This window comes from Chitinophaga rhizophila, from assembly GCF_019492185.1.
Taxonomy (GTDB): Bacteria; Bacteroidota; Bacteroidia; order Chitinophagales; family Chitinophagaceae; genus Chitinophaga; species Chitinophaga rhizophila.
Window position 1 is genome coordinate 31,459 of record NZ_JAICCF010000003.1, and the last position, 26,417, is coordinate 57,875.

The window sequence follows — 26,417 nt, forward strand, 5'->3', positions numbered from 1 at the left end:
ATAGACACCTATCACACAAGATAAACATCTAAATATCAATAATTTAACAAAACAAATATTCGGCTTACCCAATAGCAGCCAATGAATTATTCCCCTACCTTGAGCCCACAACAGAATAATTACAGCCATTAGACGAACCTCGTTATCCCGTAATCCGACTTAACCTTCAAAACTTTTCCATCATGCCTAACCTCAACACCCCTCTACGTATGCTATACGTATGTCTTGTACTGTGCCTTACAATCACCGCCTGCAAAAAGGGAGATCATCCATGGCCAGGCCCTGGTCAGCCGCCCTGTAAGTGCGATGCACAAAGCTTTGAAGCCTGGTACCAGGACGATGATCATACATTCCCGTCTCCATTTATCCGCCCTTACAAATTCACGAAGACTTATGATGCAAATGGCTGGCTCAATACCTTGTATGAAAACACGGATAGTCCGAATCCGGTATTTCAGTCGGTGACTATATTCAGTAAACAGGGTAACAAGGCATTCCTGCGCGACTCTGCCAGCCTAGATACCGTACTTATAGTAGAGCTGAATCAGAAAGGCCTACCTGTTAAAACAGATCTGAGATACCTGGTGGGCGGTCCCATCAGCAGCCTGGTGAAATACTATCATTATAATCATAAAAATCAGCTAGTGGCTTATGAAGATTCTACTAATAAGCAGTATTACCGGCTGACTTATGATCAGCAGGGGAATGTGCGTCAATATATCTACAAAAACACCGGTGCTGTGATGGTTGACCTTACCTATGATTACTCGACACCTATAAAAGGTGCAGCATACTTCCTGAATGGATGGATAGGCATCTTCACTGAACTGGAATACCTGTATTATATGGGTTACCTTGACCTGACGCCACATCACAAGCTGGTAAGGGCAGTGAATAATTTCCGGTATCCGTTTTACGACCGGTATTATACAGATCAGGTCATTAATGCGGCGGGGTACGTAACAAACTATGTATTTACGCTTCACAATAGTGAGTCATTGGTGAACAGCCGTACTGTCTGGCATTGTCCGGGTGATAATCAGCATATTACTCAATACCTGCACTAAATTTTTTAGTAAACTCGTAATTATGCCGTAGTTTAGTAGTCTAAAATAGTCCCTGATGTATCACTGGTATATCAGGGCTTTTTAAATCGATATGGCAAAGAAGAAAGAGAATGTAATTACGCCTGATCCGGTACCGATCACGGCAGATGAGCATATAGCAGTGTTTGGGGCCCGGGCACATAACCTGAAAAATCTCGACCTGCAGTTACCCAAAAATAAACTGGTAGTCATCACTGGCATCAGCGGAAGCGGAAAATCCTCCCTTGCGTTTGATACAATTTATGCTGAAGGGCAACGGCGTTATATGGAAAGCTTTTCTGCCTACGCCCGTCAGTTTATTGGTGATATGGAAAGACCTGATGTGGATAAGATCACCGGGCTTTCTCCTGTTATCTCCATCGAACAGAAGACTACCAACAAGAACCCCCGTTCTACAGTAGGTACGATTACGGAAATTTATGACTTCCTCCGTCTCCTGTATGCACGTGTAGGCGTTGCTTATTCTTACAATACCGGTAAACGCATGACGCGGTTCTCCGAAGAAGAGATTCTGGACCACGTGTTTAAGAACTTTGCGAAGAAGAAACTGGTCATCCTGGCCCCACTGATCCGCGGACGTAAAGGCCACTACCGTGAATTGTTTGAACAGCTGCGTAAACAGGGCTACCTGAAAGTACGTGTCAATGGAGAGATCCTTGACCTGAAAGAGCGTATGCAGGTAGACCGTTACAAAATACATGATATTGAGCTGGTGGTAGACCGTATACAGGTATTGGACGATGCACGCGCACGTATCAGCCAGAGCGTGCAGAAAGCACTGCAGATGGGAAAAGGCCTCCTGTTTATCATGGATAATGACAGCGGGAAAGTCAGCCAGTACAGTAAACAACTCATGTGTGAAGATACCGGCATATCTTATGAAGAGCCGTCTCCTAACACATTCTCCTTTAACTCCCCTTACGGCGCATGCCCACGGTGTAAAGGTCTCGGCACTATCTACCAGATAGATATGGAGTCCGTGATCCCTGACTATTCTGTATCCATCAATGATGGCGGATTAGCACCACTGGGTGAAGCGCGGGATACCTTTACCTTCAAACAGGTACAGACCCTGGCCAGGAAACATAAGTTTTCGCTGACAGCGCCTATCTCTGATCTGCCACAGAAGACATTAAACCTGCTGCTTTTCGGAGATGAGAATGGTAAGCTGGACATGGATCTGGAATTTGGCGATGGTACAGAGACATACTCTACCGAATTTGAAGGCGTCATTAACACAGTACGCCGTTATTTCAATGATACCTCGTCAGATGCTGTACGCAACTGGGCAGAAAGCTTTATGAAGCTGCATACCTGTCCGGAGTGCAGCGGCACCCGCCTGAGAAAAGAGAGCCTCTTTTTCAAGGTAGATGAAAGGAATATCGCGGAACTTGGCGGTATGGACCTTGATAAATTGCAGGACTGGTTCAGGGATCTGGAGAAACGTCTGGATAAGAAGCAGAACGTGATTGCAAAAGATATCCTGAAAGAGATCCGCGAACGCCTGGGGTTCCTGCTTAATGTAGGGCTGAACTACCTTACACTCTACCGCTCTACACGTACGCTGAGTGGGGGAGAAAGCCAGCGTATCCGGTTGGCCACACAGATAGGATCCCAGCTGATGGGTATTACCTATATACTGGATGAACCCAGTATCGGGTTGCATCAACGTGACAACATGCAGCTGATAGATGCACTGCGTAACCTGAGAGAAATGGGCAACACAGTGATTGTCGTGGAACATGATAAAGATATCATGCTGCATGCGGACTACCTGGTGGATATTGGTCCGGGCGCAGGTGTACACGGAGGTCAGATCATTGCACAGGGTACTCCGAAACAGATACTTAAACTTGATACCCCTACCGCCGGTTACCTGAATGGTAAGCGGGTAGTGCCGGTACCTGCCGAGCGCCGTAAAGGCAATGGCAAGTCACTGGAACTGAAGGGAGCAACAGGCAATAACCTGAAGAATGTCAGCGTGAAGTTTCCGCTTGGCGTATTCATCTGCGTTACCGGTGTGTCAGGTAGTGGTAAGTCTACCCTGATCAACGAGACGCTGTATCCGATTCTGAGCAAACATGCCTATGACTCCAAGCTGGAACCAATGCCTTACAAAAGCATCAAAGGGCTGGAGAATATCGATAAGGTGATAGAGATCGACCAGTCTCCGATTGGCCGTACACCAAGAAGTAACCCGGCTACTTACTGTGGCTTCTTTACTGATATCCGGCAGCTGTTTTCGCAGGTACCGGAGGCCAAGATCAGGGGTTATAATGCCGGCCGGTTCTCCTTTAACGTAAAAAGTGGCCGCTGTGATGTTTGTGAAGGCGGTGGCATGCGTGTCATCGAAATGAACTTCCTTCCGGATGTGTATGTACACTGTGAGAAGTGTAATGGCCGCCGGTATAACAGGGAAACACTGGAGATCCGCTACAAAGGCAAATCTATCTCTGATGTACTGGATATGACGGTAGACGAAGCGGTGGAGTTCTTCCAGCCTGTAAGCTACATCTACCGCAAAATCAAAACATTGCAGGACGTAGGCCTGGGATATATTACCCTGGGGCAATCAGCAGTGACTTTGTCAGGAGGTGAGGCGCAACGTGTAAAACTGGCAACTGAATTATCCAAGAAAGATACCGGCAAAACCATTTATATACTGGACGAACCGACTACCGGTCTTCATTTCCAGGATATCCAGTTGTTGCTGAACGTACTGAATAAACTGGTTGACCGTGGTAATACCGTCCTGGTAATTGAACACAACCTGGACGTTATCAAGATGGCCGATCATATTGTTGATCTGGGGCCGGAAGGAGGCGCAGGCGGTGGTACTATACTATGCAGCGGTACCCCTGAAGTGGTGGCTGAATGTAAAGAGAGCCATACCGCGCGTTTCCTGAAGATGGAACTGAATAATTAATATAGCAATATCCCGTTGCAGGCTTCCGCTTTCCGCAGGTGATAATTTCATCAGCAGAAAGCGGAACTTGTTAACAGGAACTCGTAATTTGCAGGCATGAAATATATTTCTGGGATTATTGCAATACTGCTGTTGTCAGTGTTTGTGGCCTGTGAAGATGAGACCAAGACCTGTGATCAGGCCCTGATCAGTGACCTGGGCATCAACTTTAAAAAGGATACACTTAACGGATACCTGGTCAAAGATACCCTTTGGCCCAAAGTGACTTTACGCGCAATCGGTCAGGACTCATTACTGGTTAACCGTCAGCCGAGAAGCAGCATATTTCTGCCTTTAGATCCGAGAAATGATACCTGCAGATTTTACCTGCGACTGGATTCCATAGCTATACCTGATACCCTGACTTTCAGGTATAAAAGGAATCCAAGCTTTGTTTCTGCCGGATGCGGATTTGCCACCTTTTTCTCTATTGATACGGTGATCACCACTTACAATACGATTGATTCTCTTCACATTAACAATAAGGAAGTAAACAGTTCGAATGATACGCACATTTCTTTGTTCTTTATCTATTAGTCTTGCCGGCCTGTTCACACAAGCCGTACAGGCGCAGGTAAAACCCGCTAAAGCGGCAGGAGATACCAGTATCAAACAGATTTCTGCTGATACTTCCGCTTCCCGCACCCTGATACGGCCTACTACGGCAGCGCCAATACCGCCGGAAAAAGACTCGATTTACGTGACCGGCGGCGGTCTGCGACTGGGGATTGATATCAGCAGGTTTGTTATTCATTTCTTCCAGCCATACAGAACAGATGTGGCTATCCAGGGAGACATACGTGTCAGCAAGAAGATTTATGCAGCAGCAGAGGTAGGCTATAACCGTACCTCTCATAGCGACTCGAACTATTCTTATAAAGGAAATGGCGTATATGCCCTTATTGGTGCGGACTATGATTTCCTGAAAAAGAAAGATCCGAACGAGAAGAACATGGTTTACCTGGGTATGCGTTATGGCTTTGCCCGTAACACGTATGAAGCGCCGTTCTATAGTATCCGTAACAATTATTGGGATTCAGAACAGCCAGGGTCGTTTCCAAAGACCAATATGACCGCTCACTGGATTGAGTTAACATTTGGTATGCGTGTAGAAGCACTGCCTAACTTCTTCCTGGGATGGGCATTAAGAGAAAAGATCATGCTCAGTAAAAGCTCCCCGGAAGGATTCAATCCGATTGTTATACCCGGATATGGAAGCGGGTCTAAAAATTCGCAGTTTGACATGACTTATACCATCTCTTACTACCTGCCGTTATATAAACTCAGGATCAACGAGACGAAGCGGCTGAACAAAAAGAAGAAAAAAGAGGAACTGAAGTAAGCTATTATAATAGATAAAGCCCCTGTTTACATCACCAATATGTAAACAGGGGCTTTTCAGTTGTATAAGTATGCTTACTTAGCTACTTCTCTGATCATTTCTATATGGGGAATATCGTCTTCCAGGTACATTTCGCTACTTTGTTCAAAACCGAGTGAGCTATAGAATTTCTGCAGGTAGAGCTGTGCCCCGATCTTGATAGGTACTTTACCGAAGCGGTCTTCAACTACGGCAATGGAGTATTCCATCAGTTTCCTGCCTGAACCATTGCCCCGGACACTTGCAGCTGTTACGACCCGCCCGATAGAGCACATATCAAACTTGATTCCCGGCCCAAAGATCCTTGTATATGCAACCAGTTCATTATCAAGTTCATCGTCATAGCCCATAATATGTACTGCCAGCTGGTCGGCATTATCCATGTCCTGGAAGGCGCATTTCTGCTCTACAACAAATATTTCACTGCGTAAACGCAGTAAAGCATATAGCTCCTGAGTAGTCAGTTCTTCAAATGTCTTTGTAACCCACTTTATCATAAGAAGATGTTTTTATTGGTTCCCTGATGCAAGATAATCAATTACTACAGGCAAGAATAACAAGCTTATGGATCGTAAATACTCATAAAACAATCTACCCCATTCCCTTAATAAATGATAAATTAGCACGAATTAACGAGAAACAGCACAGATTATGAGTACCCATGCCACGCCATTTCTTTCACTGCAACATATCACTGTTCGTTATCTGGACAAGACGCTATTCACCGGTCTGGACTGGCATATCAAAAAAGGAGAAAACTGGGCGATTACTGGTCCCAGCGGCTCCGGCAAATCAGCCCTGCTGAGCACCATCGCCGGAAAGTTCAATATCATTAACGGTAGTATTCACCACCATTTTTCAGATACATACCGGCAGGAAAATACAGTCACTGATCCATATTTTACCTACCGGGACCTCCTGGCGCTGGTAGGTCACCATCATACATTCAGAAACCGTTCCAATACTACTACCGATTTCTACTACCAGCAGCGGTTTAACAGTATGGACTCGTCTGATGCGCCAACTGTACGGGAATACCTCTACGGAGACGCCGGCGGCGACCCTGCTAATACACCTATACTGGAGCCTTTGCACATTCCGGTATTACTGGATAAGGAGCTGATAAAGCTATCAAACGGAGAAACCCGGCGTGTGATGATAGCAAAGTCTTTACTGAAACAGCCGGTATTGCTGATGCTGGACAATCCGTTCAGCGGGCTGGACGTACAGACCCGGAAGCATTTCGGAAATATGATCAATCAGATCATTGACAATGGTACTACAGTACTGCTGGTCACATCGCCGTCTGAGGTACCTGAGAATATTACCCATGTACTCACCTTGGAGGATGGCCAGATAACCGGCAGGTATACACGGGAGGAGTACCTGAAAATACCGCAGCAGGTTACAAGCCGGAGCTGGCAGGTAGACGAGGAGAAGATCAGGGCGATTGTAAGTAATACACCTTCACCATATGATACCATCATCCGGATGGAGCACATAAAAGTGCAATATGGCGAACATTTGATCCTGGATGATGTTAACTGGTTAGTGAAGCCTAATGAGAAATGGGCCCTGCTGGGACATAATGGAGCGGGCAAATCGACCTTGTTGAGCCTGATCAATGGTGACAATCCGCAGGCCTATGCGCAGGAGCTATACCTGTTTGACCGAAAGCGGGGTAGTGGAGAAAGTATCTGGGATATCAAGCAAAAGATCGGTTTTGTATCACCGGAACTGCACCAATACTTCCAGGCCGGTAACAATTGCCTGCAGGTGGTCGTATCCGGCTTCTTTGATATTATTGGCAGCAACCGGCAAGGTACTGCAGCACAACAGGCGCATGCCGCAGCCTGGATGGATATACTGGATATAGGCGCTTATGCTGCCCAGCCATTCAAAAGTGTACCTGAAAGCGTACAGCGACTGACCCTCCTGGCCCGCGCACTGGTGAAAGAACCTCCTCTGCTTATCTTTGATGAACCCTGCCAGGGGCTGGACCAGCAACAGAAAGAACACTTCAAACATGTAATTGATACACTTTGTAATGTAATGGACCTGACGATGATCTTCGTGACACATTACCAGGAAGAGATACCCTCAGCCGTGACAAAAGTGTTAAAACTGGAAAGGGGAAGAGCAATACATTAAATCAATAATACATTTGTTTACCTTTATATCTTAAACAGCATTTACACCTCATGGTTCCCAAAACACGATTGGCGGTCGTCACCGCCTTTGCTGTATGCCTGTTAATCTCTTGCATCACAGCCTGTAGGAATACAAAGAAAGTCATGAACCCTGCATTGGCCAAATACATTGAAGCCTATACCGCCGGTGTTATTTCCAGACAAAGTACCATCAGGGTACAACTAGCTAATAATGTGAACGTTACCCACACGCAAAATGAGCCTGTGGAAGAAGAAATTTTCAGTTTCAGCCCGAGCATAAAAGGGAAGGCATACTGGGTGGATGCAACCACCATCGAGTTTAGACCAGATGCTAACCTGCAGCCAGGCAAAACTTACTCAGCCACCTTTAAGCTGGGAAAAGTCATGAAGGTCGAAAAAGACCTGAAAACGTTTGACTTTGAATTTAAGGTAATCAAACCGTCCTACGCCATTGAGGACTACGGACTGAAGGCGGCCAACAGCAGCACCCTTAACAAGATGACTTTCTCCGGCGCTATCTCTACTGCAGATACAGAAGATCCGCAGCAGATCGAAAAAGTGGTTACAGCCACTTACCAGGGGAAAAAGGTGCCTGTCACCTGGCAGCACAATGCCGGCGACAAGATATCCACTTTCACCATAGAGAACCTGCTGCGTGCAGAGAAAGGTCAGGGGGCCCGCCCGCTGGAAATATCCTGGGACGGAAAATCGATCAATGTAGATAATGTATCCGGTAAAAAGACCGTAGAAGTTCCTGCAATCAATGACTTCAAAGTACTGGACGTACGTGCAGAAGCAGACGAAGAACAATACATCCTTGTACAGTTCTCAGATCCTGTCAGCGTGGCCCAGTCCCTGGAAGGACTGATCGGCGTAAGTGGAGTCAGCGACCTGCGCTACTCTATAGATGGCAGCGAAGTGAAAGTATTTTCGCCCGCAAGACTGGAAGGTAACTATACCGTAGTGGTAAATGAAGGCGTACTGAATGTGGCAGATGCAAAACTTGAGCAGAGCTTTTCTGCGAATGTCGTGTTTGAAAACACACAGCCTTCTGTCAGTATTCCCGGCAAAGGAGTGATTCTGCCGCAAAGCAATAAACTGGTGATGCCGTTTGAAGCTGTTAATCTCAGCGCCGTAGACGTAACCATCATTAAGATATATGAGAACAATATCCCGCAATATCTTCAGCAGAACTCCCTGGATGGTAACCAGGAGCTACGCCGTGTAGGTAGGCCGGTAGTAGAAAAGACGATCAGGCTGGATGCAGATAAATCTGTGAACCTGCACAAGCGTAACCGGTTCTTCCTGGATATGGAAAAGCTGTTGCGTACAGAGCCTGGCGCTATCTACCGCGTAACCATCGGCTTCCGTAAATCTTACTCCCTCTTAGGCTGTTCATCTGCTGAAACCACTTCAGGTGAGGGTGAAAGCGACGAAAGCGAGGAAGATTATTACGGCGGCTACTATGGCAATGACAAGATCGATGAAGATGATGACTTCTGGCGTCGATATGATAGCTACTATCCTTACGGATATTCATGGGAGCAACGTGGTAATCCATGTGCACACTCCTACTATAATAAAGACAAATGGGCGTCCCGCAATATATTCTCCTCCAATATCGGTCTGACCGTTAAAAGAGGAAATGACAACAGCATGCTGGTAGCGGTAACCGATATCCGGGATACCAAACCGATGATCGGGGTGGAGCTGGAACTGCTGGACTACCAGAACCAGGTCATATTCAAAACTAAAAGCGATGGTGATGGTCTGGCTACTTTCGATCTGAAACGTAAGCCTTACCTGCTGATTGCGAAAAAAGATGATGAAAGAGGCTACCTGAAACTGGATGATGGAAGCTCTCTGCCCTTGGGCCGCTTTGATGTGAAGGGAGAAGAAGTACAAAGCGGAATCAAAGGATTCCTGTATGGAGAACGTGGCGTATGGCGTCCCGGGGATACCCTGTTCCTTTCTTTCATACTGGAAGACAAACAAAAGAAGCTGCCGGAAAACCACCCGGTAACACTGGAACTGTATAACCCGAAAGGTCAGTTGTACAGGCAGCTGAACGCTTTACAGTCAGTGAACGGCTTCTACCGCTTTACTACTGCTACCAATCCGGACGATCCTACGGGTAGCTGGATGGCGAAGGTTAAAGTGGGCGGCGCTGTATTTACCAAGAATCTGCGCATTGAAACAGTAAAACCTAACAGGTTAAAAATAGACCTGAACTTTGGTAAGAATACGACACTTTCCAAAGCAGATGCAACGGAAGGCACGCTGAATGCACGCTGGCTGTTTGGTGCTACTGCCCAGAACCTGCGTGCAAAAGTAGACGTATCGTTGTCTCAGCAGACTACCGCATTTAAGGCATTCCCGAACTACCGCTTCGACGACCCTATTACCCGGTTTGAAGCGGAAAGCAAAACCATTTTTGAGAGCAGCCTGAATGAGAATGGTACTGCTCCGGTGAAGGTAAACCTGCCACTAGGTAAACTTGCTCCCGGACAGCTGAAAGCCAGCTTTGAGATCAAAGTATTTGAGCCAGGTGGCGATTTTAGTATAGATCACTTCTCCATGCCTTATAATCCTTTCGCTACTTATGCCGGTATCAGTGTACCACAAGGCGATCGTATGACGGGCATGCTGCTGACAGACAAGCCGCATCAGATCAGTATAGTGAATGTAGATGAAAACGGCCGTTTACTGAGCGGTAACCAGGAAGTACAGGTAGAATTATACAAAGTACGCTGGCGCTGGTGGTGGGATGAAAACAGTGAGAATGAGTTCAGCAACTTCACACAGGATAACTATAACCAGCTGCTGAAGAAAGAGACCATGACATTACATGGCGGTAAAGGCTCCTGGAATATTCAGATCAATTATCCTGACTGGGGACGTTACCTGGTGCGTGTAAAAGACCTGCAAAGCGGGCATACCACCGGACAAACAATCTATATTGACTGGCCGGGATGGGCTGAGAGGGTACAGAAGGAAAACCCGTCTGAGGCTTCCATGCTGGTATTCACCTCTGACAAGACGCAGTATAATGTTGGCGACGATATTACCCTGACCATCCCAAGCAGTGAAGGCGGCCGTGGGCTGGTAAGCATAGAAAGCGGCAGCAAAGTGCTGAAGACATTCTGGATTGATACTGATAAAGGACAAACTACCTATAAGTTCAAGGCAGAAAAGGAAATGGCTCCAAACATCTATGTCAATGTAAGCCTGCTGCAGAAACATGCCCAGACTGTCAATGACCTGCCTATCCGTATGTATGGGGTAATACCTATCACTATCAATGATGCCAATACTGTACTGAAACCAGTCATCAGCATGCCTGATAAACTGGAACCGGAACAGAATGCCAGTATCACAGTATCTGAAGCTAATGGTAAATCCATGACCTACACTATTGCACTGGTAGATGAAGGACTATTGGATCTGACACGCTTTAAAACACCTGATCCGCATGGCGTGTTCTATGCCCGTGAAGCACTGGGTGTAAAGACATGGGACCTGTTTGACTATGTAATAGGTGCATGGGGTGGCGATATGGAACGTATCCTGAGTATTGGCGGTGACGAAGGCATTAACAAGAATGCAGGTACTGCAAAAGCAAACCGCTTCAAGCCTGTTGTTATATTCATGGGGCCATTCACTACCAAAGGCGGTAAGACAACCCACAACTTCAAGCTGCCTCCATATGTAGGTGCTGTAAAAGCAATGGTTGTAGCCGGCCAGGACGGTGCTTACGGCGCTGCTGAAAAAGTAGTAGCGGTAAAGAAACCACTGATGCTGCTAACCACCTTACCTCGTGTGCTAGGCCCTTCAGAAACTATCCAGCTGCCGGTAACAGTATTCGGCATGGAAAACAATATCCGTTCTGCCAAAGTAACACTGGCTACCAGCCCGCTGCTGGAAGTGGTAGGCGAGCGTACCAAAACTGTCACTTTCACTCAGCCGGGTGAACAACTGGTATACTTTGATGTACGTGTAAAACCGCAGGTTGGTGTTGCCAAAGTGAAGGTAACTGCTACCAGCGGAGCAGCAAAAGCAGAAGAAGAAACTGAACTCGAAGTACGTAACCCTAATCCGGTAATTACAACGGTACAGGAATCTACCCTGCAGGCAGGTCAAAGCTGGAGCGCCGCCTACAAACCTGCTGGTATGGCAGGCACAAATACCGGTGTACTGGAAGTATCCACAATACCGGCATTGAACCTGGCAAAACGCCTTAACTACCTCATACAATATCCGCATGGATGTGTAGAACAAACTACTTCGGGCGTATTCCCACAACTGGCGCTGAACCAGCTGATGGATCTGAAGCAGCAGGAACTGGCCAATATTGACCGGAATATAAAAGCCGGTATAGCCAGACTGAAAGGCTTCCAGACTTCAGACGGTGGTCTGGGCTACTGGCCGGGTGCTGCCCAGGCAGATGAGTGGGGTACTAACTACGCTGGTCACTTCCTGCTGGAAGCTCAGGCGAAAGGCTATGAACTACCGGCCAGCATGCTGGACCAATGGAAGAAATACCAGCGTAACAAAGCAGGAGCGTGGGCACCATCCACTACTAACTTCTATGGTGGAGATCTCACTCAGGCTTACCGCCTCTACCTGCTGGCACTGGCAAAAGTTCCTGAACTGGGAGCTATGAACCGCCTAAAGGAGTTCAAATACCTTTCCAACGAAGCGAAATGGAGACTGGCCGCCGCCTATAAACTGTCAGGACAACCGGAACTGGCTAACAGCCTGGTTAAAAACCTGCCTGTTGATGTAAAACCATACAATCAGCTGGGCGGTACCTTCGGCTCTGATCTGCGTGATAAAGCCATGATACTGGAAACACTGACCATACTTGGACAGCGGAACCGGGCCAACGAGCTGCTGCGCGAAATAGCAGCCAACCTGGAACAGGACAGCTGGTACAGTACGCAAACCACTGCTTATGCATTGATCGCTGTCGCTAAATATTGCGGCGTGAACAGCAGCGGGAACAAGATGTCGCTCTCTTATACTATCAATGGTAGCAGTAATACCATCAATGGCTCTTCTTATGTAACACAGATACCTGTAACTGTTAATACCGCAGAAGGTAATGTGAGCATCCAGAACAAAGGCCAGAACGTACTGTATACCCGCCTTATCCTGCAGGGACGTCCTGAAGCAGGGCAGGAGCCTGATGTGCCTAACAACGCCGACGTATTGGATATACAGGTGAAATACAGCACCCGCGACGGTAAAGTACTGGATCCTGCTTCACTGCGCCAGGGCGCTGACTTCATGGCAACTGTCACTATCCGCAACCCGGGTAAACGTGGTTACTACGAACAGATGGCGCTGACGCAGATATTCCCGAGCGGCTGGGAAATCATCAATACCCGCCTGATGGAGAATGACAGCACTTTCCGCTCCTCTCCATATACCTACAAAGACATCCGTGATGACAGGGTATATACCTACTTCAATATCGAAGAGAATAAAACCCGTACTTACAATGTCCTGCTGAACGCTGCGTACCTCGGTCGATACTACCTGCCGGCAGTATCCTGTGAAGCAATGTATGACAATACCATACATGCATTCCTGCCAGGTAAGTGGATAGAAGTGGTGAAATAATACCAATGAACTACTGCTTTAATTAGCATATAACAGAAGGGCGTTTCAGGAGATGAAACGCCCTTCTTCTTTTCCAGTAAATACCTAAGCCCCCACCCATTACGATTCGGTAATGCATATAACGGCCATTCCAAAAGGTAGCACTACCTCTGCCTGACTACGCAAACCATATTAATGGCCTGATGCCGGAAGGTATGGCAAGACCTGGTCAGCCTCCTGAGATAACTATAGCATCGTCAGTTGCGGCAATTAGTTACTGGCAAAGCACACATACTGGTTACCAGTAATAGCCTGAATAGACCGCAGAAAAACAGTCACAGCCTTACACGTATTTCCCTATTCCTAATCCCTAATTGCTTAATTTCGCGCTATGTCTGCATGGCTCCTGAAACGTAAATGGTGGCTTATCGCCGCAACTATCCTATTGATTCTCTACATCTGCTGTATTCCCTCCCGTCTTTTTACCACACCTACTTCCTTTGTGATCGAAGACAGTAACGGCGAGTTACTGAGTGCAACAATTGCCACCGACGGACAATGGCGTTTCCCTATAGATAAACAGGTACCTGAAAAGTTTGCCGCCTGCATCGTGGCATATGAAGATAAACGCTTCTACAGGCACTGGGGAGTGGATGTGCTGGCACTGGGACGCGCTATTAAGCAGAACATGAGTAGCAGGAAAGTAGTCAGTGGTGGTAGTACACTAACCATGCAGGTCATCAGGCTATCCCGCAACAAGCAACGAACTATCCTGCAAAAGCTGATTGAAGCAGTGATGGCTACAAGGCTCGAATTTTCCTATTCAAAGAAGGGAATACTATCATTATATGCCGGCAATGCTCCTTTCGGAGGGAATGTGGTAGGGCTGGAAGCTGCTTCCTGGAGATACTACGGGCGTAGCGCCACACAGTTATCCTGGGGGGAAACAGCGGCGCTGGCAGTATTGCCTAACAGTCCGGCGTTAGTACACCCCGGCCGTAACCGGCAAACACTGCTGCGTAAGCGTAATCAGTTACTGGAAAGGCTGTGGCATAATGAAACGATAGACAGTGTGACCTGTCAGCTGGCCATGCTGGAACCGCTACCTGATCAGCCGAAAGCATTACCCCAGGATGCACCGCATCTGCTGGACAGGTTCAGGAAGGACTATCCCGCCCAGCGGGCAAAAGACAAGCAGGCTGTCACCCGTATCAAAACGACCCTGGATGCTTCTTTGCAGAGAAACGTGAGCAGTATTATAGAACGTTATCACGCTATTTACAAAGCAAACGGCATTAACAATGCCGCTGCCCTGGTACTGGATGTGGAAACAGGTGATGCACTGGCATATGTGGGCAATGTATATCATCCGGAAGACCCGGAGACAGAGAGTCATGTGGATATTATCCAGGCACCCCGCAGTCCGGGCAGCACGCTCAAACCTATACTTTATGCTGCTATGCTGGCCGATGGTATGATACTGCCTAACGCCCTTGTGGCAGATATTCCTACGCAGATAGCAGGTTATACGCCGCAGAACTTTGACCTGGGTTATGACGGAGCTGTACCTGCCAACAAAGCACTGGCGCGCTCACTGAACATACCGGCCGTAAGGATGCTGCAACAGTACCGCTATGAACGGCTGCATGCGCTGCTGAAGAAACTGGGCATTACTACACTGAACAGGCCACCAGATCACTACGGCCTGTCTCTGATACTGGGAGGAGGAGAATCCACCCTGTGGGAAATGTCGGGGATGTACGCCAGTCTGGCGCGCACGCTGCTACATATGGAGCAATATGATGGCAAATACGATGCGGACGATATCCATGCACCTAACTACAAACAAGGTATTAAACGGGTATCTAAATATGCGCCTGCTGCTACCGGGGTACTGGATGCCGGTGCCATCTGGTATACCTTTCAGGCAATGGAGGAAGTGATGCGACCGGGAGAGGAGCTGCTATGGCAGCAGTTTTCTTCGTCACAGCGGGTGGCCTGGAAGACGGGTACCAGCTTTGGCTTCAGAGACGGATGGGCGATAGGCGTAACGCCGCAATATGTAGTAGGCGTATGGGTAGGTAATGCTGACGGTGAAGGCAGGCCAGGACTGATTGGGGTATCTACTGCCGCTCCTGTGATGTTTGATATATTCCGGCTGTTACATACCGGCAACTGGTTCACTACACCCTATGATAAACTGACCAAGATCGAAGTGTGCAGACAAAGCGGCTACAGAGCCAGTGAGCTTTGTCCGGAGAAAGACTCTATTGCCGTGCCTTTGGGTGGTCTGCGCTCCGGCTTATGTCCGTATCACCAGCTGGTACACCTGGACCATACCGGTCAGTGGCGGGTAACGGCTGACTGTGAACCGCCTTCGCAGATGCAGCATGTACCCTGGTTTATTTTACCGCCGGCGATGGAATTTTATTATCGCACCAGGCATAATTACCAGGCGTTACCACCTTATAAACAAGCGTGCCTGGCCACGCTCAGTCAGGAAAAGCCACCTATGGAGGTCATCTATCCACGGCCTAATACCCGCATTTATGTACCCATAGAAATTGACGGAAAACCCGGCGAAGCAGTATTTACGGCTACGCACCGGAATACCGCCGAAAAGATCTATTGGCACATGGATGACCACTACCTGGGAGAGACGCAGGAGTTCCATCAGATGGCATTACATCCACCGGCAGGCAAACATGTACTGACCCTGGTGGATGAGCAGGGCGTGCAGGTACACGTAGCGTTTGAGATACTGGCCAAGAAGGGCGAAGACTGATACAGTCACTATCAATAACCATATTTCTCTTTCCACAGGCTGCGCAGGTGCTTACGCATTTCATCTTCCCGGGCATTCTTACCGGGGTCGTAGAGCTTCATACCCTTGATACGGTCAGGCATATATTCCTGCGGTGAAAAGCTGTTCTCAAAGTCGTGTGAATACTCATACCCTTTCTGGTATCCCATATCTTTCATCAACTTTGTAGGAGCATTGCGGATGTGCATAGGCACGGGCAGGTCGCCGGTTTGCGATACGACAGACATGGCATTGCCGATAGCCATATAGGCAGCATTGCTCTTAGCTGATGAGGCCAGGTAGGTAGTACATTGGGAAAGAATGATCCGGGCTTCGGGATAACCTATCATAGTCACCGCCTGGAAGCAGCTGGTTGCCAGCAGCAGGGCGTTAGGATTGGCATTGCCAATATCTTCGGAGGCGGAGATCAGGAGGCGGCGGGCAATGAACTTGACATCCTCGCCACCTTCTATCATGCGGGCCAGGTAATATACAGCTGCATTAGGATCACTACCCCTGATAGACTTGATAAAAGCAGAGATGATATCATAATGTTGTTCACCGGACTTGTCATAGATGGCGACTCTTTGCTGCGCAATATCCATGACCTTCTGGTCGGTGATAACGATAGGATGCTCCTGTTGCAGGGTATTTACCACCAGTTCAAAGAGATTGAGCAGCTTCCTGGCATCGCCCCCTGATATATTAAACAGGGCAGCTGTTTCTTTTATTTCTATCTCTTTGCTGCCCAGCCATTCATCCTGTTGCATGGCTTGTTGCAGCAGCTGGAGCAGTTCCGGCTGACTCAGTGGTTTCAGTACATATACCTGGCTGCGTGACAGCAATGCCGAATTGACTTCAAAGGACGGGTTTTCGGTAGTAGCCCCGATCAGGGTAATAATACCTTTCTCCACAGCCCCCAGCAAAGCGTCCTGCTGTGACTTATTAAAGCGGTGGATCTCATCGATAAAGAGGACCGCATAGCCCTGTTTACGGGCAATTTCTATCACTTCACGTACTTCTTTTACACCGGCAGAAATAGCTGACAGGGTATAGAATGGTACATCCAGTGTATGAGCAATGATATTGGCAATTGTTGTTTTACCTACACCCGGAGGGCCCCACAGGATCATTGAAGGTATTCTGCCTTGCTGGAGTGCAGTGCGCAGGATACTATCTTTGCCGGTCAGGTGTTCCTGTCCCACCAGCTCATCCAGGGTCTCCGGTCTTATGCGCTCGGCTAATGGTTCCATATTACTATTGAATTAAGGGTTAAGGTTATACAAACTGCATATATCAGATGCCTATGTCATCCTGGCCTTCCTGCTGGTCTTTATGATCTTTCTCTTCCTGGCGGTCTTTCCATTGTTTCATATAGAACATGGCCAGTACTGCATTACCTATCAGGATAACGCCATAAGTGGTCATCATGATCTGGCCGAAGTTAAGGACAGAGTACAGGTAACCATCCGGCAGGGTCTGTTTCTGCTCAGCCGCCTGCTTTTCCAGTCCTGACACCAGCATATCCCTGATTTCGGGATCATTGAGTTTAGTAACACTGGAAATTACGACCAGGCCTATCATGATAGGAAAGAAGCTGAGGGCCTGCAGGCGTACCAGGGTACTGTCTTTGAGCGGAACTTCGGGGTATTGCAGACTTTTCCGGAGGGAGCCAGCCAGTATACCGTGGTAAAAAGTGCCACCCAGAAAGAGCAATGGCATAAAAATGAGAAGATCGCCAGACTGCAACATTCCCAGTAAAGAAAAAAGTAACATAGCACCGGTAATAAATATACCTATGCCATTAAGCAATCTGAATAATTTGATGTCAAAACCCATGTATCCCGTTTTTAAAAGATCACAAACCTACTAAACAGTCGGCAAACCGCCCACAAACATCCCAAGGAACGGACCACTTGTCAAAAAGCCGTAGGTCTGCATGGGATGTTTTAGCTATATTTAAAGACTAAACCTGTTTTTTTTATGAAGAGCACTTACGCTTTACACCTTCCATTGCTGGCAGCCGTAACCCTTATGGCCGCATGTAATGGTGGCAACACAACCAAACAGACGCAGGATTCGACTGTAGCAGCAGAGGCCAAAGTCCCCGCCTTTGAGTTAAGTTCCATTGATTCAAGCGCAAAACCATGCGACGATTTTGACCAGTATGTAAATGGCGGCTGGAAGAAAAACAATCCCATCCCTTCCACAGAAAGCCGCTGGGGAGCTTTCAACGTACTTGACAAAGAAAACAAGGAAGTACGTCTGAAAGGCATCATTTTGTCTCTCGCAGACCAGAAAGACCTCAAAAAAGGTTCCGAAGAACAGCAGATCTCTGATTTTTACCGTTCTTTCCTGGACACCGCAACTATTGAGAAACTGGGTGTAGCACCGTTACAGCCATATCTCGACAAGATTAACAGTATTCAGTCAGCAGCCGATTTCGCAAAGGTATCAGGTGAGCTGCAGGTTATTGGCGTATCCGGTCTGCTTGGCTTTGGCGTTGAAGCGGATGCCCGTAACAGTAAGATGAATGCCCTCTACCAGGGTCAGGATGGCCTTAGCCTGGGTGAGAAAAGCTATTACGAAAGACCGGATGCCAGCACAAAAGAAGTGCGCGACGAGTTTGTAAAACACATCGACAAACAGTTTGCTACTGCCGGATTCAAAGAGACCAACCCTGGTAAAACCATCCTGGACTTTGAAACTAAAGTAGCCAAGCTGCAGCTCTCTAATGTAGAACTGCGTGACCCTGTAGCGACTTATAACAAAACTTCCTACGGTGACTTAAAGAAACTGGCACCTGATTATGACTGGGATGCCTTCACCAATGCACAGGGTATTAAAGCAGACACCCTGATCCTGCAGAACAAAGGTTATATCAGCAAAGTGTCTGCCCTGTTGAAAGGTACTTCTCCTGAAACAATGAAGACATGGCTCCGCTGGCAGCTGCTCTCTCATTTTGCTGGTTTCCTGAACAAACCACTGGATGATGAGAACTTCCACTTCTTCGCAGGTATCATGCGTGGTACTAAACAGCAGCGCCCCCGCCTGGAACGCGCTATCCGTGCTACAGATGCGATGATGGGTATGCCGCTGGGTAAAGTATTCGCCAAGAAATACTTCCCTGAAAGCTCTAAACAGAAAGTATCAGACATGATCGAGAACGTACGCGCTGTATATGGCGAACGTATTGACAGCCTGACCTGGATGAGCGCTGCCACTAAAGAAATGGCACACAAGAAACTGGCTTCCTTTACTTATAAGATCGGTTATCCTGACAAATGGAAAGACTATTCCAGCATTGACATCAAAGCTAATACCCTGGTAGAAAACATCGTAGCTGCGGCGCATTATGAGCACAAAGAAGCGCTGAACAAGATCGGTAAGCCAGTGGATAAAAGCGAATGGGGTATGACGCCACAAACAGTGAACGCCTACTATAATCCGCTGAATAATGAGGTGGTATTCCCTGCGGGTATCCTCCAGCCGCCGTTCTTCAACGCCAATGCAGATGACGCGATCAACTATGGCGGTATCATCGCTGTAATCGGTCATGAGTTCACCCACGGCTTTGATGACCAGGGTTCTCAGTTCGATGCGGACGGTAACCTGAAAAACTGGTGGACTGACGCTGACCGCAAAAACTTCATGCAGCTGGCTAAGCGATACATTGACTACTTCAGTGGCATTGAAGTACAGAAAGGATTCTTCATCAATGGTGCGCTGACTATCGGCGAAAATATTGCTGACCTGGGAGGTCTGACACTGGCATATGCTGCCCTTGAGAAATCACTGAAAGGCAAGGAAGAGCCGGCACCTATTGATGGCTTTACCTGGAAACAACGTTTTTTCCTGGGCTGGGCACAGGTATGGCATGCTAATACTACTGAAGCTGCACTCCGTAACCAGGTACAAACTGATCCTCACTCTCCTGCAAGAGACCGTATCAATGGTCCGCTGCCACATCTGAAAACATTCTCTGACGCCTGGGGCTGTGCGCCAGGTAGCAAGATGGTGCTTCCTGCAGATAAGCAAGTGGTTATCTGGTAATTATAAGTTCGTATATATACTAAAGGGGACCGGCCAAACAGCTGGTCCCCTTCTTTATTGCCCTATGGGGAAGCTATCTGCGGAAAGAAGGCATCAACCAGTCATCATTCTCCGGGATTTGTACAATGCATTTCTCTTCATTATGCCTTAATTTTGTGCATTATTCACAGGATTATTAAATATCTGGAACCAATGACAGGCCTGTTAAGACAATACCGCATAGAAATCCGTAATATCTTGATCATCGCACTGATAGCGATAGCACTGCCTTATCTGCCTAAACTGGCAGCCTACCTGCTGACAACCAACACAGGTTCAATCATCACAGTAAGCCTGGCGGGCGCTATGGTATTAGCATTTACCCTGAAGATATACTTCCGCATATTAGTAATGCGTATCAGCAAAGATACCGAGGCTGCTGCCTGATTCCTTTTCACCGCTAACACCATACTACGATGAAACAACTATTGCAAATCTCCTATACGCTGCTGCTGGCAGCCCTGATTACTGCCTGTGGGAATACCGGCACGAAAGATACATCAACGACTGATTCTGTCACTACCCAACCTGCGGAGCATACGCCGGCAGAGAACGCGGTAGTTGCCGGTAAACTGCCGGATCCTGTGTGTGGCATGCCTTATGATACCATGTACAAGGAATGGAGTGTATATAAAACTGATACTATTCACTTCTGTTCTCCAACCTGCAAGCGTGTATTTGACAAGAATCCGGAGAAATATGCAGGGAAACTTGGTCTTTAATCGACCAGTGGCCTTTTTTTATCTCTACCCCATGTAACTAAGTGGCATATTTTGCGTTCTAATTACAAACTCCTATGCATGAGATCACTAATAACCAGCTTGCTGCTACTCATGTTATTCTGCAGCTGCGAGAAAAATGACATAGAGGCCTCCCCCTCAGTAGATATCACCGGATCCTGGCAATTGTCAGAGCAATTAATGCAACCTGACACCGCCTGGCAGCGTATCGCGTCCAAAGATTCAGCATATTATCTGTTTGGCAGTAATGGACAATTCGTCTTTGACGCCAAAACATATCACCTAAGCGGGACCTATAAAGTCATCGCTGCCGGCAATAAGGTCAACCTGATCATTACCGGTCAGGACTCCGTTGCCCAGTATCTGCAGGTAGAACGCCTCAACGATACCACCATCCGTATAGATGATTGGTTAAAAGGGGTAAATAAAGAACAGGTCAGCCGGAAGTTCGTTCTCATCAACAAATAAGCTATTCACTGATAGTGATAAAAAAATAAGTCCCGGGATAATTCCCGGGACGTTCGATTAAAACAGCTTATGAAAATCTACGCTTACGTTCAAATTGTACTGTAAAAGTAGCCTCCCCATATTACGAAAGTGTTACCCCGACATTAACAACATATTAAATCAATCCGGAATCCACCATAAAATACCCTGAAAGCCGCGCTTCCTTATTAGTACCCATCCCGGTCTATTGCTTCCACTTCAAGATTTGTGAAGGATGAACATTACTTATCCGACTGCCTATTGTCAAGGTTTGAAGCCCGACCATAGCCAGATACAGACTTTTATTTAGGAAATATTCAATGACGATGCTCCTGGTATTGATGGTAGTCAAACAGCATGCGTCAGACATTATATATCCTCTATAATGCATTTACCTACAATTAGTTACTATTAAAAATACCCGGCCGGGCACTAGTATATATAGTGGTATCTTTAGGTAACACCAATTTATATTTCCGATGGCAAGGCAAAACACTATTATTACATTCACAGGCAAGCTGGGTAACCTGATCGGTTACCGGCGTAAAGGCCGATATTTTATGCGGAGTATACCGGCGGTAGTCAGGCAGACTGCGGCTACCCGCATGGCGGCACAACGGTTTGGTATGGCCAGCCGCAAAGCAGCGCTGATCCGCAGGGCTTTCAGGCAGGAACTCACAGGCTGCGCCGACAGTACACATATCAACCGGTTGAACCGGACGCTGATCCAGGCTGGTCATCATGAGATAAATGCAGTAAAGGGGTTTCGCTTTGATGAAAAGAGTAGTACTGAGCAATTCTTCCGCATAGCGCCGCGGTTTACAGGAGATGGCGTATTACATATTCCTGCCCAGGCACTGCCGGTTATTGCCGGCATAAAAGCGCTGGAAGTAAAAGTGATTGCCGCCTGTATTAACTTTCACGCACACCGGGTCGTGGATACCGATGCCGCTGTGGTGGTAATTGATACACATGCACCATTCGCAGGCACAACCATTCCCATGCATATCCCCAAAGAGGGCATATGGGTTATCGCCCTGCAGGTAAAGGCGATGTACGCCCCTACTACGGTGTCTGACTCCCCAATGACTGCCGCAGAGATTATCAGTGTGGTAACACCCACTCCCACAAGGAGACGTACTGTTACAAGTTATCAGCACCCTGTTACTGGTGACGTACCGGGTAATATTGCCGGTCAGGGAAGCTATGCATTGTTTATAAAGTTGGGTATGCCTCTCCAACGGCCATTCCCACAACTGGAATAACCTGCCTTTGCTAACGGAATATAACCTGGTGCCACTGTTTATTACTATATCCACCTATACTGAAACTATCTGATTAAGTCTACTTCTTATACTGACGCTGCAGGCGCAATACTGCAACCGATCCCGCATTCCCTTGCATGACCTCCTTTCACGCTCACAGTTCCATTCACCATCCGGCAGGGCTGCCGGCACGACACTGTATCAAGTCCACGGTTTGTTCTACGTTTGTTCGAAGCTTGTTCTAATACAATGTATGGTTACTTAGGATCGGCGACTAACTTCTCCATCTCTGAAATATATCAAAAGAAAAAAGGCGCATGGTATGAACCACGCGCCTTTCTATTTTGATATGCTATGAGCTTAGAATGAATATCTCAGACCTAACTGCATCTGGTGTCTGCTCGCAAAGAAGTCTCTGGAGTAAGGCGTACCAGGGTTAGACCATGTGTATACAGGATATGCTGATTCAGTACCAGCAGTTTTGCTGCTCAGACCAACGCTTGCTGTTGAGTTGAAAGTGTTAGGAGAGAAGTATTGTACACCCCAGTCCTTGTTCAACAGGTTAGTCAGGTTGATGATGTCGTAAGTCAGTGTCAGTGTATGAATGGATTTACCGGCTTTGAAGTTGAAGTCCTGTGTGAAACGGAAGTCAGCCTGTGTATTCCATGGCGTACGTCCACCGTTACGCTCTGTGAACTGGCCTTTACGGCTGCTCAGGTATTTATCACCTTCTACGTAAGAGAAGAATGCGTCAGCCATTGCCTGGTTTTCAGGAGTGAAGAACCTGCGTGCTTCTGCCTGATCTTTCGGGATATAGGCAAGGCTTACCTGCTGAGGTGTACCCTGGATCGTAGCATTTACGAAACCGTAAGAGAATGGCAGACCGGAAGAAGTGTTAAAGAAGAGGGCAAAGTTAGACACGAAACGTCCTTTGCGGTTCCAGTCAATTTTATAGTTAGCAGTAGCAACGATACGGTGGCGGATGTCGAAGTTAGAGTAAGCCAGGTGCGGATCGTTTGGATTCAGCGCCTGGTTCAGCTGCCAGTTAGACTCCATTGAGTTACGGATACCGTTGGTGATGTCTTTAGACTGACCGTAAGTATAGGCAACGTTGAAGTTCATACCGAAGTCAAACGCTTTGTTCACCTGACCGGTAATAGCGTAACGGTAGCCTTTGTTGGTGTTAGACAGCAGGTAGGCATTAGTGAATTTAGAGTTGATTTTACCACCGCTATAGATAGGCTGCTGCTTGTCAGTGTCATATACCATGTAAGTAGGGTTATCTACCAGGTTTACCTGCTGGAACTTCAGGTCGTAGATAGTTTTGGTATAGATTGCTTCCAATGTGAATCTCCATCTGTTTTTGGTAGAATAATCAACAGCTGCGCTGCTTCTCCACATCTGAGGCATTTTGAAATCGTTGTCGATCAGGTCAACCTGTGTGGCACCAGAAGCGTCGTTCACATTCACACCTTGTGCAGTGACGAATTGTGCAGCACCCTGGTCAGAGATACCTACAGGATTGCTACCTGCTGCAGGAGGAGCTGCTGCTGTAAAGCGTCTGTCATATGCACCATAAGAATTACCGTTATTATAGTAGGCATAACCTAACCATGCAAATGGAATACGGCCGGTGAACAGACCTGTACCACCACGTACTACCAGGCTCTGGTCGCCTTTCACGTCAAAGTTGAAGCCCAGGCGTGGGGAGATCTGAATATTATTCAGGTAGTTGTTATTGATATCTTTTGGCAGTGTATAACTGTAAGTGGTACCGAAGTTAGGATCAACAGGAGAGTTGATAGTTTTATCGCTCAGGCTTGTTCTGTTAGGCAGACTGGTATAGTCGAAACGGATACCTGGTGTCAGTTTGAAGCGGTCAGTCAGCTGAATTTCATCCTGTGCGTACAGGCTGTACATACCGATCTTGAACTTCGCAGGAGGATTAGCGATGATATAATCGCGGGAGTTGTTAGTATAGTTAAAGTTAGCACGTACACGGCTTGGCGCATTTGCCAGGAAAGCCCCGATGCTATCGTAGTCTACACGGCCATTCCATGAGTTTACAAAACCATAGGTGATATTGTAAATTTCGTTGTGTGTACCGATGGTGATATTGTGTTTGCCTTTGAAGATATTCACGTTGTCGGTGAACTCAAAGGTTTTCTGTTTCATGTCAAAGATAGACGCTTCACGGTCAGTACCCAGGAAGATGGTACCACCTCTTGATTTGATCTGGATCTGTGCCAGGGACGGATCAGAGGAAGGATCACGGTAATCGTGGATATTAGAATAACCGATGATTAAGCTGTTGGATACAGAGTTATTGAAACGGCTTTTCACTTCCATTACCGTAGAACTCTGGTTATTCACCTGTTTGAAGTCGGTACCACCAAAACGGAAGTTCTGCTGATCGCGCTCCAGGTTAGTAGCTTCGGAAGTGATGGTGTTGTTACGTAATGACAACTGGTGTTTATCATTGATATTCCAGTCAAGGCGGTTGAAGAACTTGTTGGAATTAGCGTAGATAGAGGTATTGCCATAAGTACCGGGATCAAATTTACCGCTTTTGGTAATATCCATATCCAGCATGTGCTGACGGATAGCTTCTGCTTCCTGTACAGTGATCAGTGGCATATCAGCAGAACCTGCGCCCAGGATGATCGGGTCGCGGCGGCGTGCAATTTCTTCGTTGGTGAAGAAGAATAATTTATCCTTGATGATAGGGAAACCTAATCTGATACCAGTCTGGTAGTCATGGAAATCGGAAGGCAGTTTAGAACCGTCTCCGGCATTGTTTCTACCGATCATACCGGCGTTACGGCCGAAACCATATACGGAACCATGAAACTCGTTGGTACCGCTGCGGGTTACCGCATTGATGCTACCACCAAGGAAGTTACCGATTTTCACATCATATGGTGCGAGGTACACCTGGATATCCTGAATTGCATCCAGGGATACAGGGTTGGAACGGGTACTGCTTCCTGGCTGTCCGGAGCTGTTGCTCTGTCCACCGGAGGAAGGGCTGAATCCGATCGCGTCGTTATTGATAGCGCCATCGAGTGTAACGTTATTGTAACGGTAGTTGGTACCGAGGAAGGAGTTATTATTGCTTTGTGGCGTAGCACGGGTAAAGTCCTGTAAGCTACGGCTGATGGAAGGAAGTGTTTTTAACTGGTTCTGACCAATTTTGAATGCGCCGCTTGCTTTCTGCGTGCTACTACCTTTTACTACTATTTCACTGAGTGCAGTGGAGGCGTCGGTCAGTTGAAAATTGAAAGTTGAACTACCAAGGGACAGGTTAATGCCGGGAGCTTCTTCAGTTTTAAAACCGATATAGGAAACGGTGATGGTATAAGGACCGCCTGGGTTCATGTTGTTGATCAGGTAACGGCCATCTCCTTGTGTCTGTGCACCGTAACGGGTACCTGTAGAAGTGTTTACTGCCAGTATTGTAACCCCTGGTAAGGCCTCACCTTTACTGCTTACTATCTTCCCTGATATCTGGGAGGTAGTAATCTGCGCGCTCAGATTAGCTGCAGACAGTACAAGGATGCTCACAAATAACAATAATGAATAGAATTGCTTATTCACGTCTTTTCAATTTTGACGCAAACGTATCCCCGCTACATTACGTCTGTGTTAACACAATATTAAATTAATGTTAACACAGGGGCGCACGTATCATTCCCAATAGCTTATAAATTAAGTTATCGGGCTATGTGAGCAAAATATTCTATCGGGCTTGTTTAATTCCGTGCTGATTTTCCCGCATAGCTATAGGTACAAGACGGGGAGAGC

General features: G+C 47.2%; 16 protein-coding genes. 12 read left to right on the forward strand and 4 right to left on the reverse strand.

Going from position 1 to position 26,417, the window contains the following annotated elements:
• The first annotated feature begins 182 nt into the window (after nt 1-182).
• The 4 genes from K1Y79_RS14705 to K1Y79_RS14720 all read left to right on the forward strand — a co-directional run bounded on the left by K1Y79_RS14705 (nt 183) and on the right by K1Y79_RS14720 (nt 5,413).
• Nucleotides 183-1,067, forward strand: coding sequence for a hypothetical protein (locus K1Y79_RS14705; RefSeq protein ID WP_220250923.1), 885 nt, complete (start codon nt 183-185; stop codon nt 1,065-1,067).
• A 91-nt stretch (nt 1,068-1,158) separates the two neighbouring features.
• Nucleotides 1,159-4,032 carry an excinuclease ABC subunit UvrA gene (uvrA, locus tag K1Y79_RS14710; protein ID WP_220250924.1) on the forward strand — a complete coding sequence of 958 codons (2,874 nt, stop codon included), beginning with the start codon at nt 1,159-1,161 and terminating at the stop codon, nt 4,030-4,032.
• 96 nt (nt 4,033-4,128) lie between these two features.
• A complete protein-coding gene (locus tag K1Y79_RS14715) occupies nt 4,129-4,608 on the forward strand; it encodes a DUF6452 family protein (RefSeq protein ID WP_220250925.1) in 480 nt (159 codons plus the stop codon).
• Nucleotides 4,574-5,413 (forward strand): DUF6048 family protein, encoded by an 840-nt coding sequence (locus K1Y79_RS14720; protein WP_220250927.1) that lies wholly within the window; start codon nt 4,574-4,576, stop codon nt 5,411-5,413. The genes K1Y79_RS14715 and K1Y79_RS14720 overlap by 35 nt, the downstream gene beginning before the upstream one ends.
• A 74-nt stretch (nt 5,414-5,487) precedes the next feature.
• Here the strand turns inward: K1Y79_RS14720 and K1Y79_RS14725 are convergent, their stop codons facing one another.
• On the reverse strand, nt 5,488-5,949 hold the full coding sequence (locus K1Y79_RS14725; RefSeq protein WP_220250928.1) for a GNAT family N-acetyltransferase: 462 nt from the start codon (nt 5,947-5,949) through the stop codon (nt 5,488-5,490).
• A gap of 154 nt (nt 5,950-6,103) precedes the next feature.
• Here K1Y79_RS14725 and K1Y79_RS14730 point away from each other — a divergent pair, with 154 nt between their 5' ends.
• The 3 genes from K1Y79_RS14730 to pbpC all read left to right on the forward strand — a co-directional run bounded on the left by K1Y79_RS14730 (nt 6,104) and on the right by pbpC (nt 16,012).
• A complete protein-coding gene (locus K1Y79_RS14730) occupies nt 6,104-7,603 on the forward strand; it encodes an ATP-binding cassette domain-containing protein (protein ID WP_220250929.1) in 1,500 nt (499 codons plus the stop codon).
• A gap of 143 nt (nt 7,604-7,746) precedes the next feature.
• A complete protein-coding gene (locus K1Y79_RS14735) occupies nt 7,747-13,248 on the forward strand; it encodes an alpha-2-macroglobulin family protein (RefSeq protein WP_236059635.1) in 5,502 nt (1,833 codons plus the stop codon).
• Between the two features lie 370 nt (nt 13,249-13,618).
• Nucleotides 13,619-16,012: a penicillin-binding protein 1C gene (gene pbpC / locus K1Y79_RS14740; protein ID WP_220250931.1), complete on the forward strand. Its 2,394-nt coding sequence runs from the start codon at nt 13,619-13,621 to the stop codon at nt 16,010-16,012.
• Between the two features lie 11 nt (nt 16,013-16,023).
• Here pbpC and K1Y79_RS14745 read toward each other — a convergent pair whose 3' ends face one another.
• Together K1Y79_RS14745 and K1Y79_RS14750 are read right to left on the reverse strand one after the other, a co-directional pair.
• Entirely contained in the window at nt 16,024-17,283 is a 1,260-nt protein-coding gene (locus K1Y79_RS14745) for a replication-associated recombination protein A (protein WP_220250932.1), read from the reverse strand.
• A 43-nt stretch (nt 17,284-17,326) separates the two neighbouring features.
• Nucleotides 17,327-17,869, reverse strand: coding sequence for a hypothetical protein (locus tag K1Y79_RS14750; protein ID WP_220250933.1), 543 nt, complete (start codon nt 17,867-17,869; stop codon nt 17,327-17,329).
• A gap of 144 nt (nt 17,870-18,013) precedes the next feature.
• On the opposite strand from K1Y79_RS14750, the gene K1Y79_RS14755 reads away from it, so the two are divergent.
• From K1Y79_RS14755 to K1Y79_RS14775, 5 genes are all read left to right on the forward strand, one after another.
• Nucleotides 18,014-20,083, forward strand: a complete 2,070-nt coding sequence (locus tag K1Y79_RS14755) for a M13 family metallopeptidase (RefSeq protein ID WP_220250934.1) — start codon at nt 18,014-18,016, stop codon at nt 20,081-20,083.
• Between the two features lie 192 nt (nt 20,084-20,275).
• Nucleotides 20,276-20,509, forward strand: coding sequence for a hypothetical protein (locus tag K1Y79_RS14760; protein ID WP_220250935.1), 234 nt, complete (start codon nt 20,276-20,278; stop codon nt 20,507-20,509).
• Between the two features lie 29 nt (nt 20,510-20,538).
• Entirely contained in the window at nt 20,539-20,844 is a 306-nt protein-coding gene (locus K1Y79_RS14765; protein ID WP_220250936.1) for a YHS domain-containing protein, read from the forward strand.
• Nucleotides 20,845-20,922: 78 nt separating this feature from the next.
• Entirely contained in the window at nt 20,923-21,330 is a 408-nt protein-coding gene (locus tag K1Y79_RS14770; protein WP_220250937.1) for a hypothetical protein, read from the forward strand.
• A gap of 497 nt (nt 21,331-21,827) precedes the next feature.
• Complete coding sequence (locus tag K1Y79_RS14775) at nt 21,828-22,613, forward strand: hypothetical protein (RefSeq protein ID WP_220250938.1); 786 nt, start codon at nt 21,828-21,830, stop codon at nt 22,611-22,613.
• 360 nt (nt 22,614-22,973) lie between these two features.
• Here the strand turns inward: K1Y79_RS14775 and K1Y79_RS14780 are convergent, their stop codons facing one another.
• The gene (locus K1Y79_RS14780) at nt 22,974-26,210 is read right to left on the reverse strand and encodes a TonB-dependent receptor (RefSeq protein WP_220250939.1); all 3,237 of its coding nucleotides are present in this window, start codon (nt 26,208-26,210) and stop codon (nt 22,974-22,976) included.
• Between the last annotated feature and the right edge of the window lie 207 nt (nt 26,211-26,417).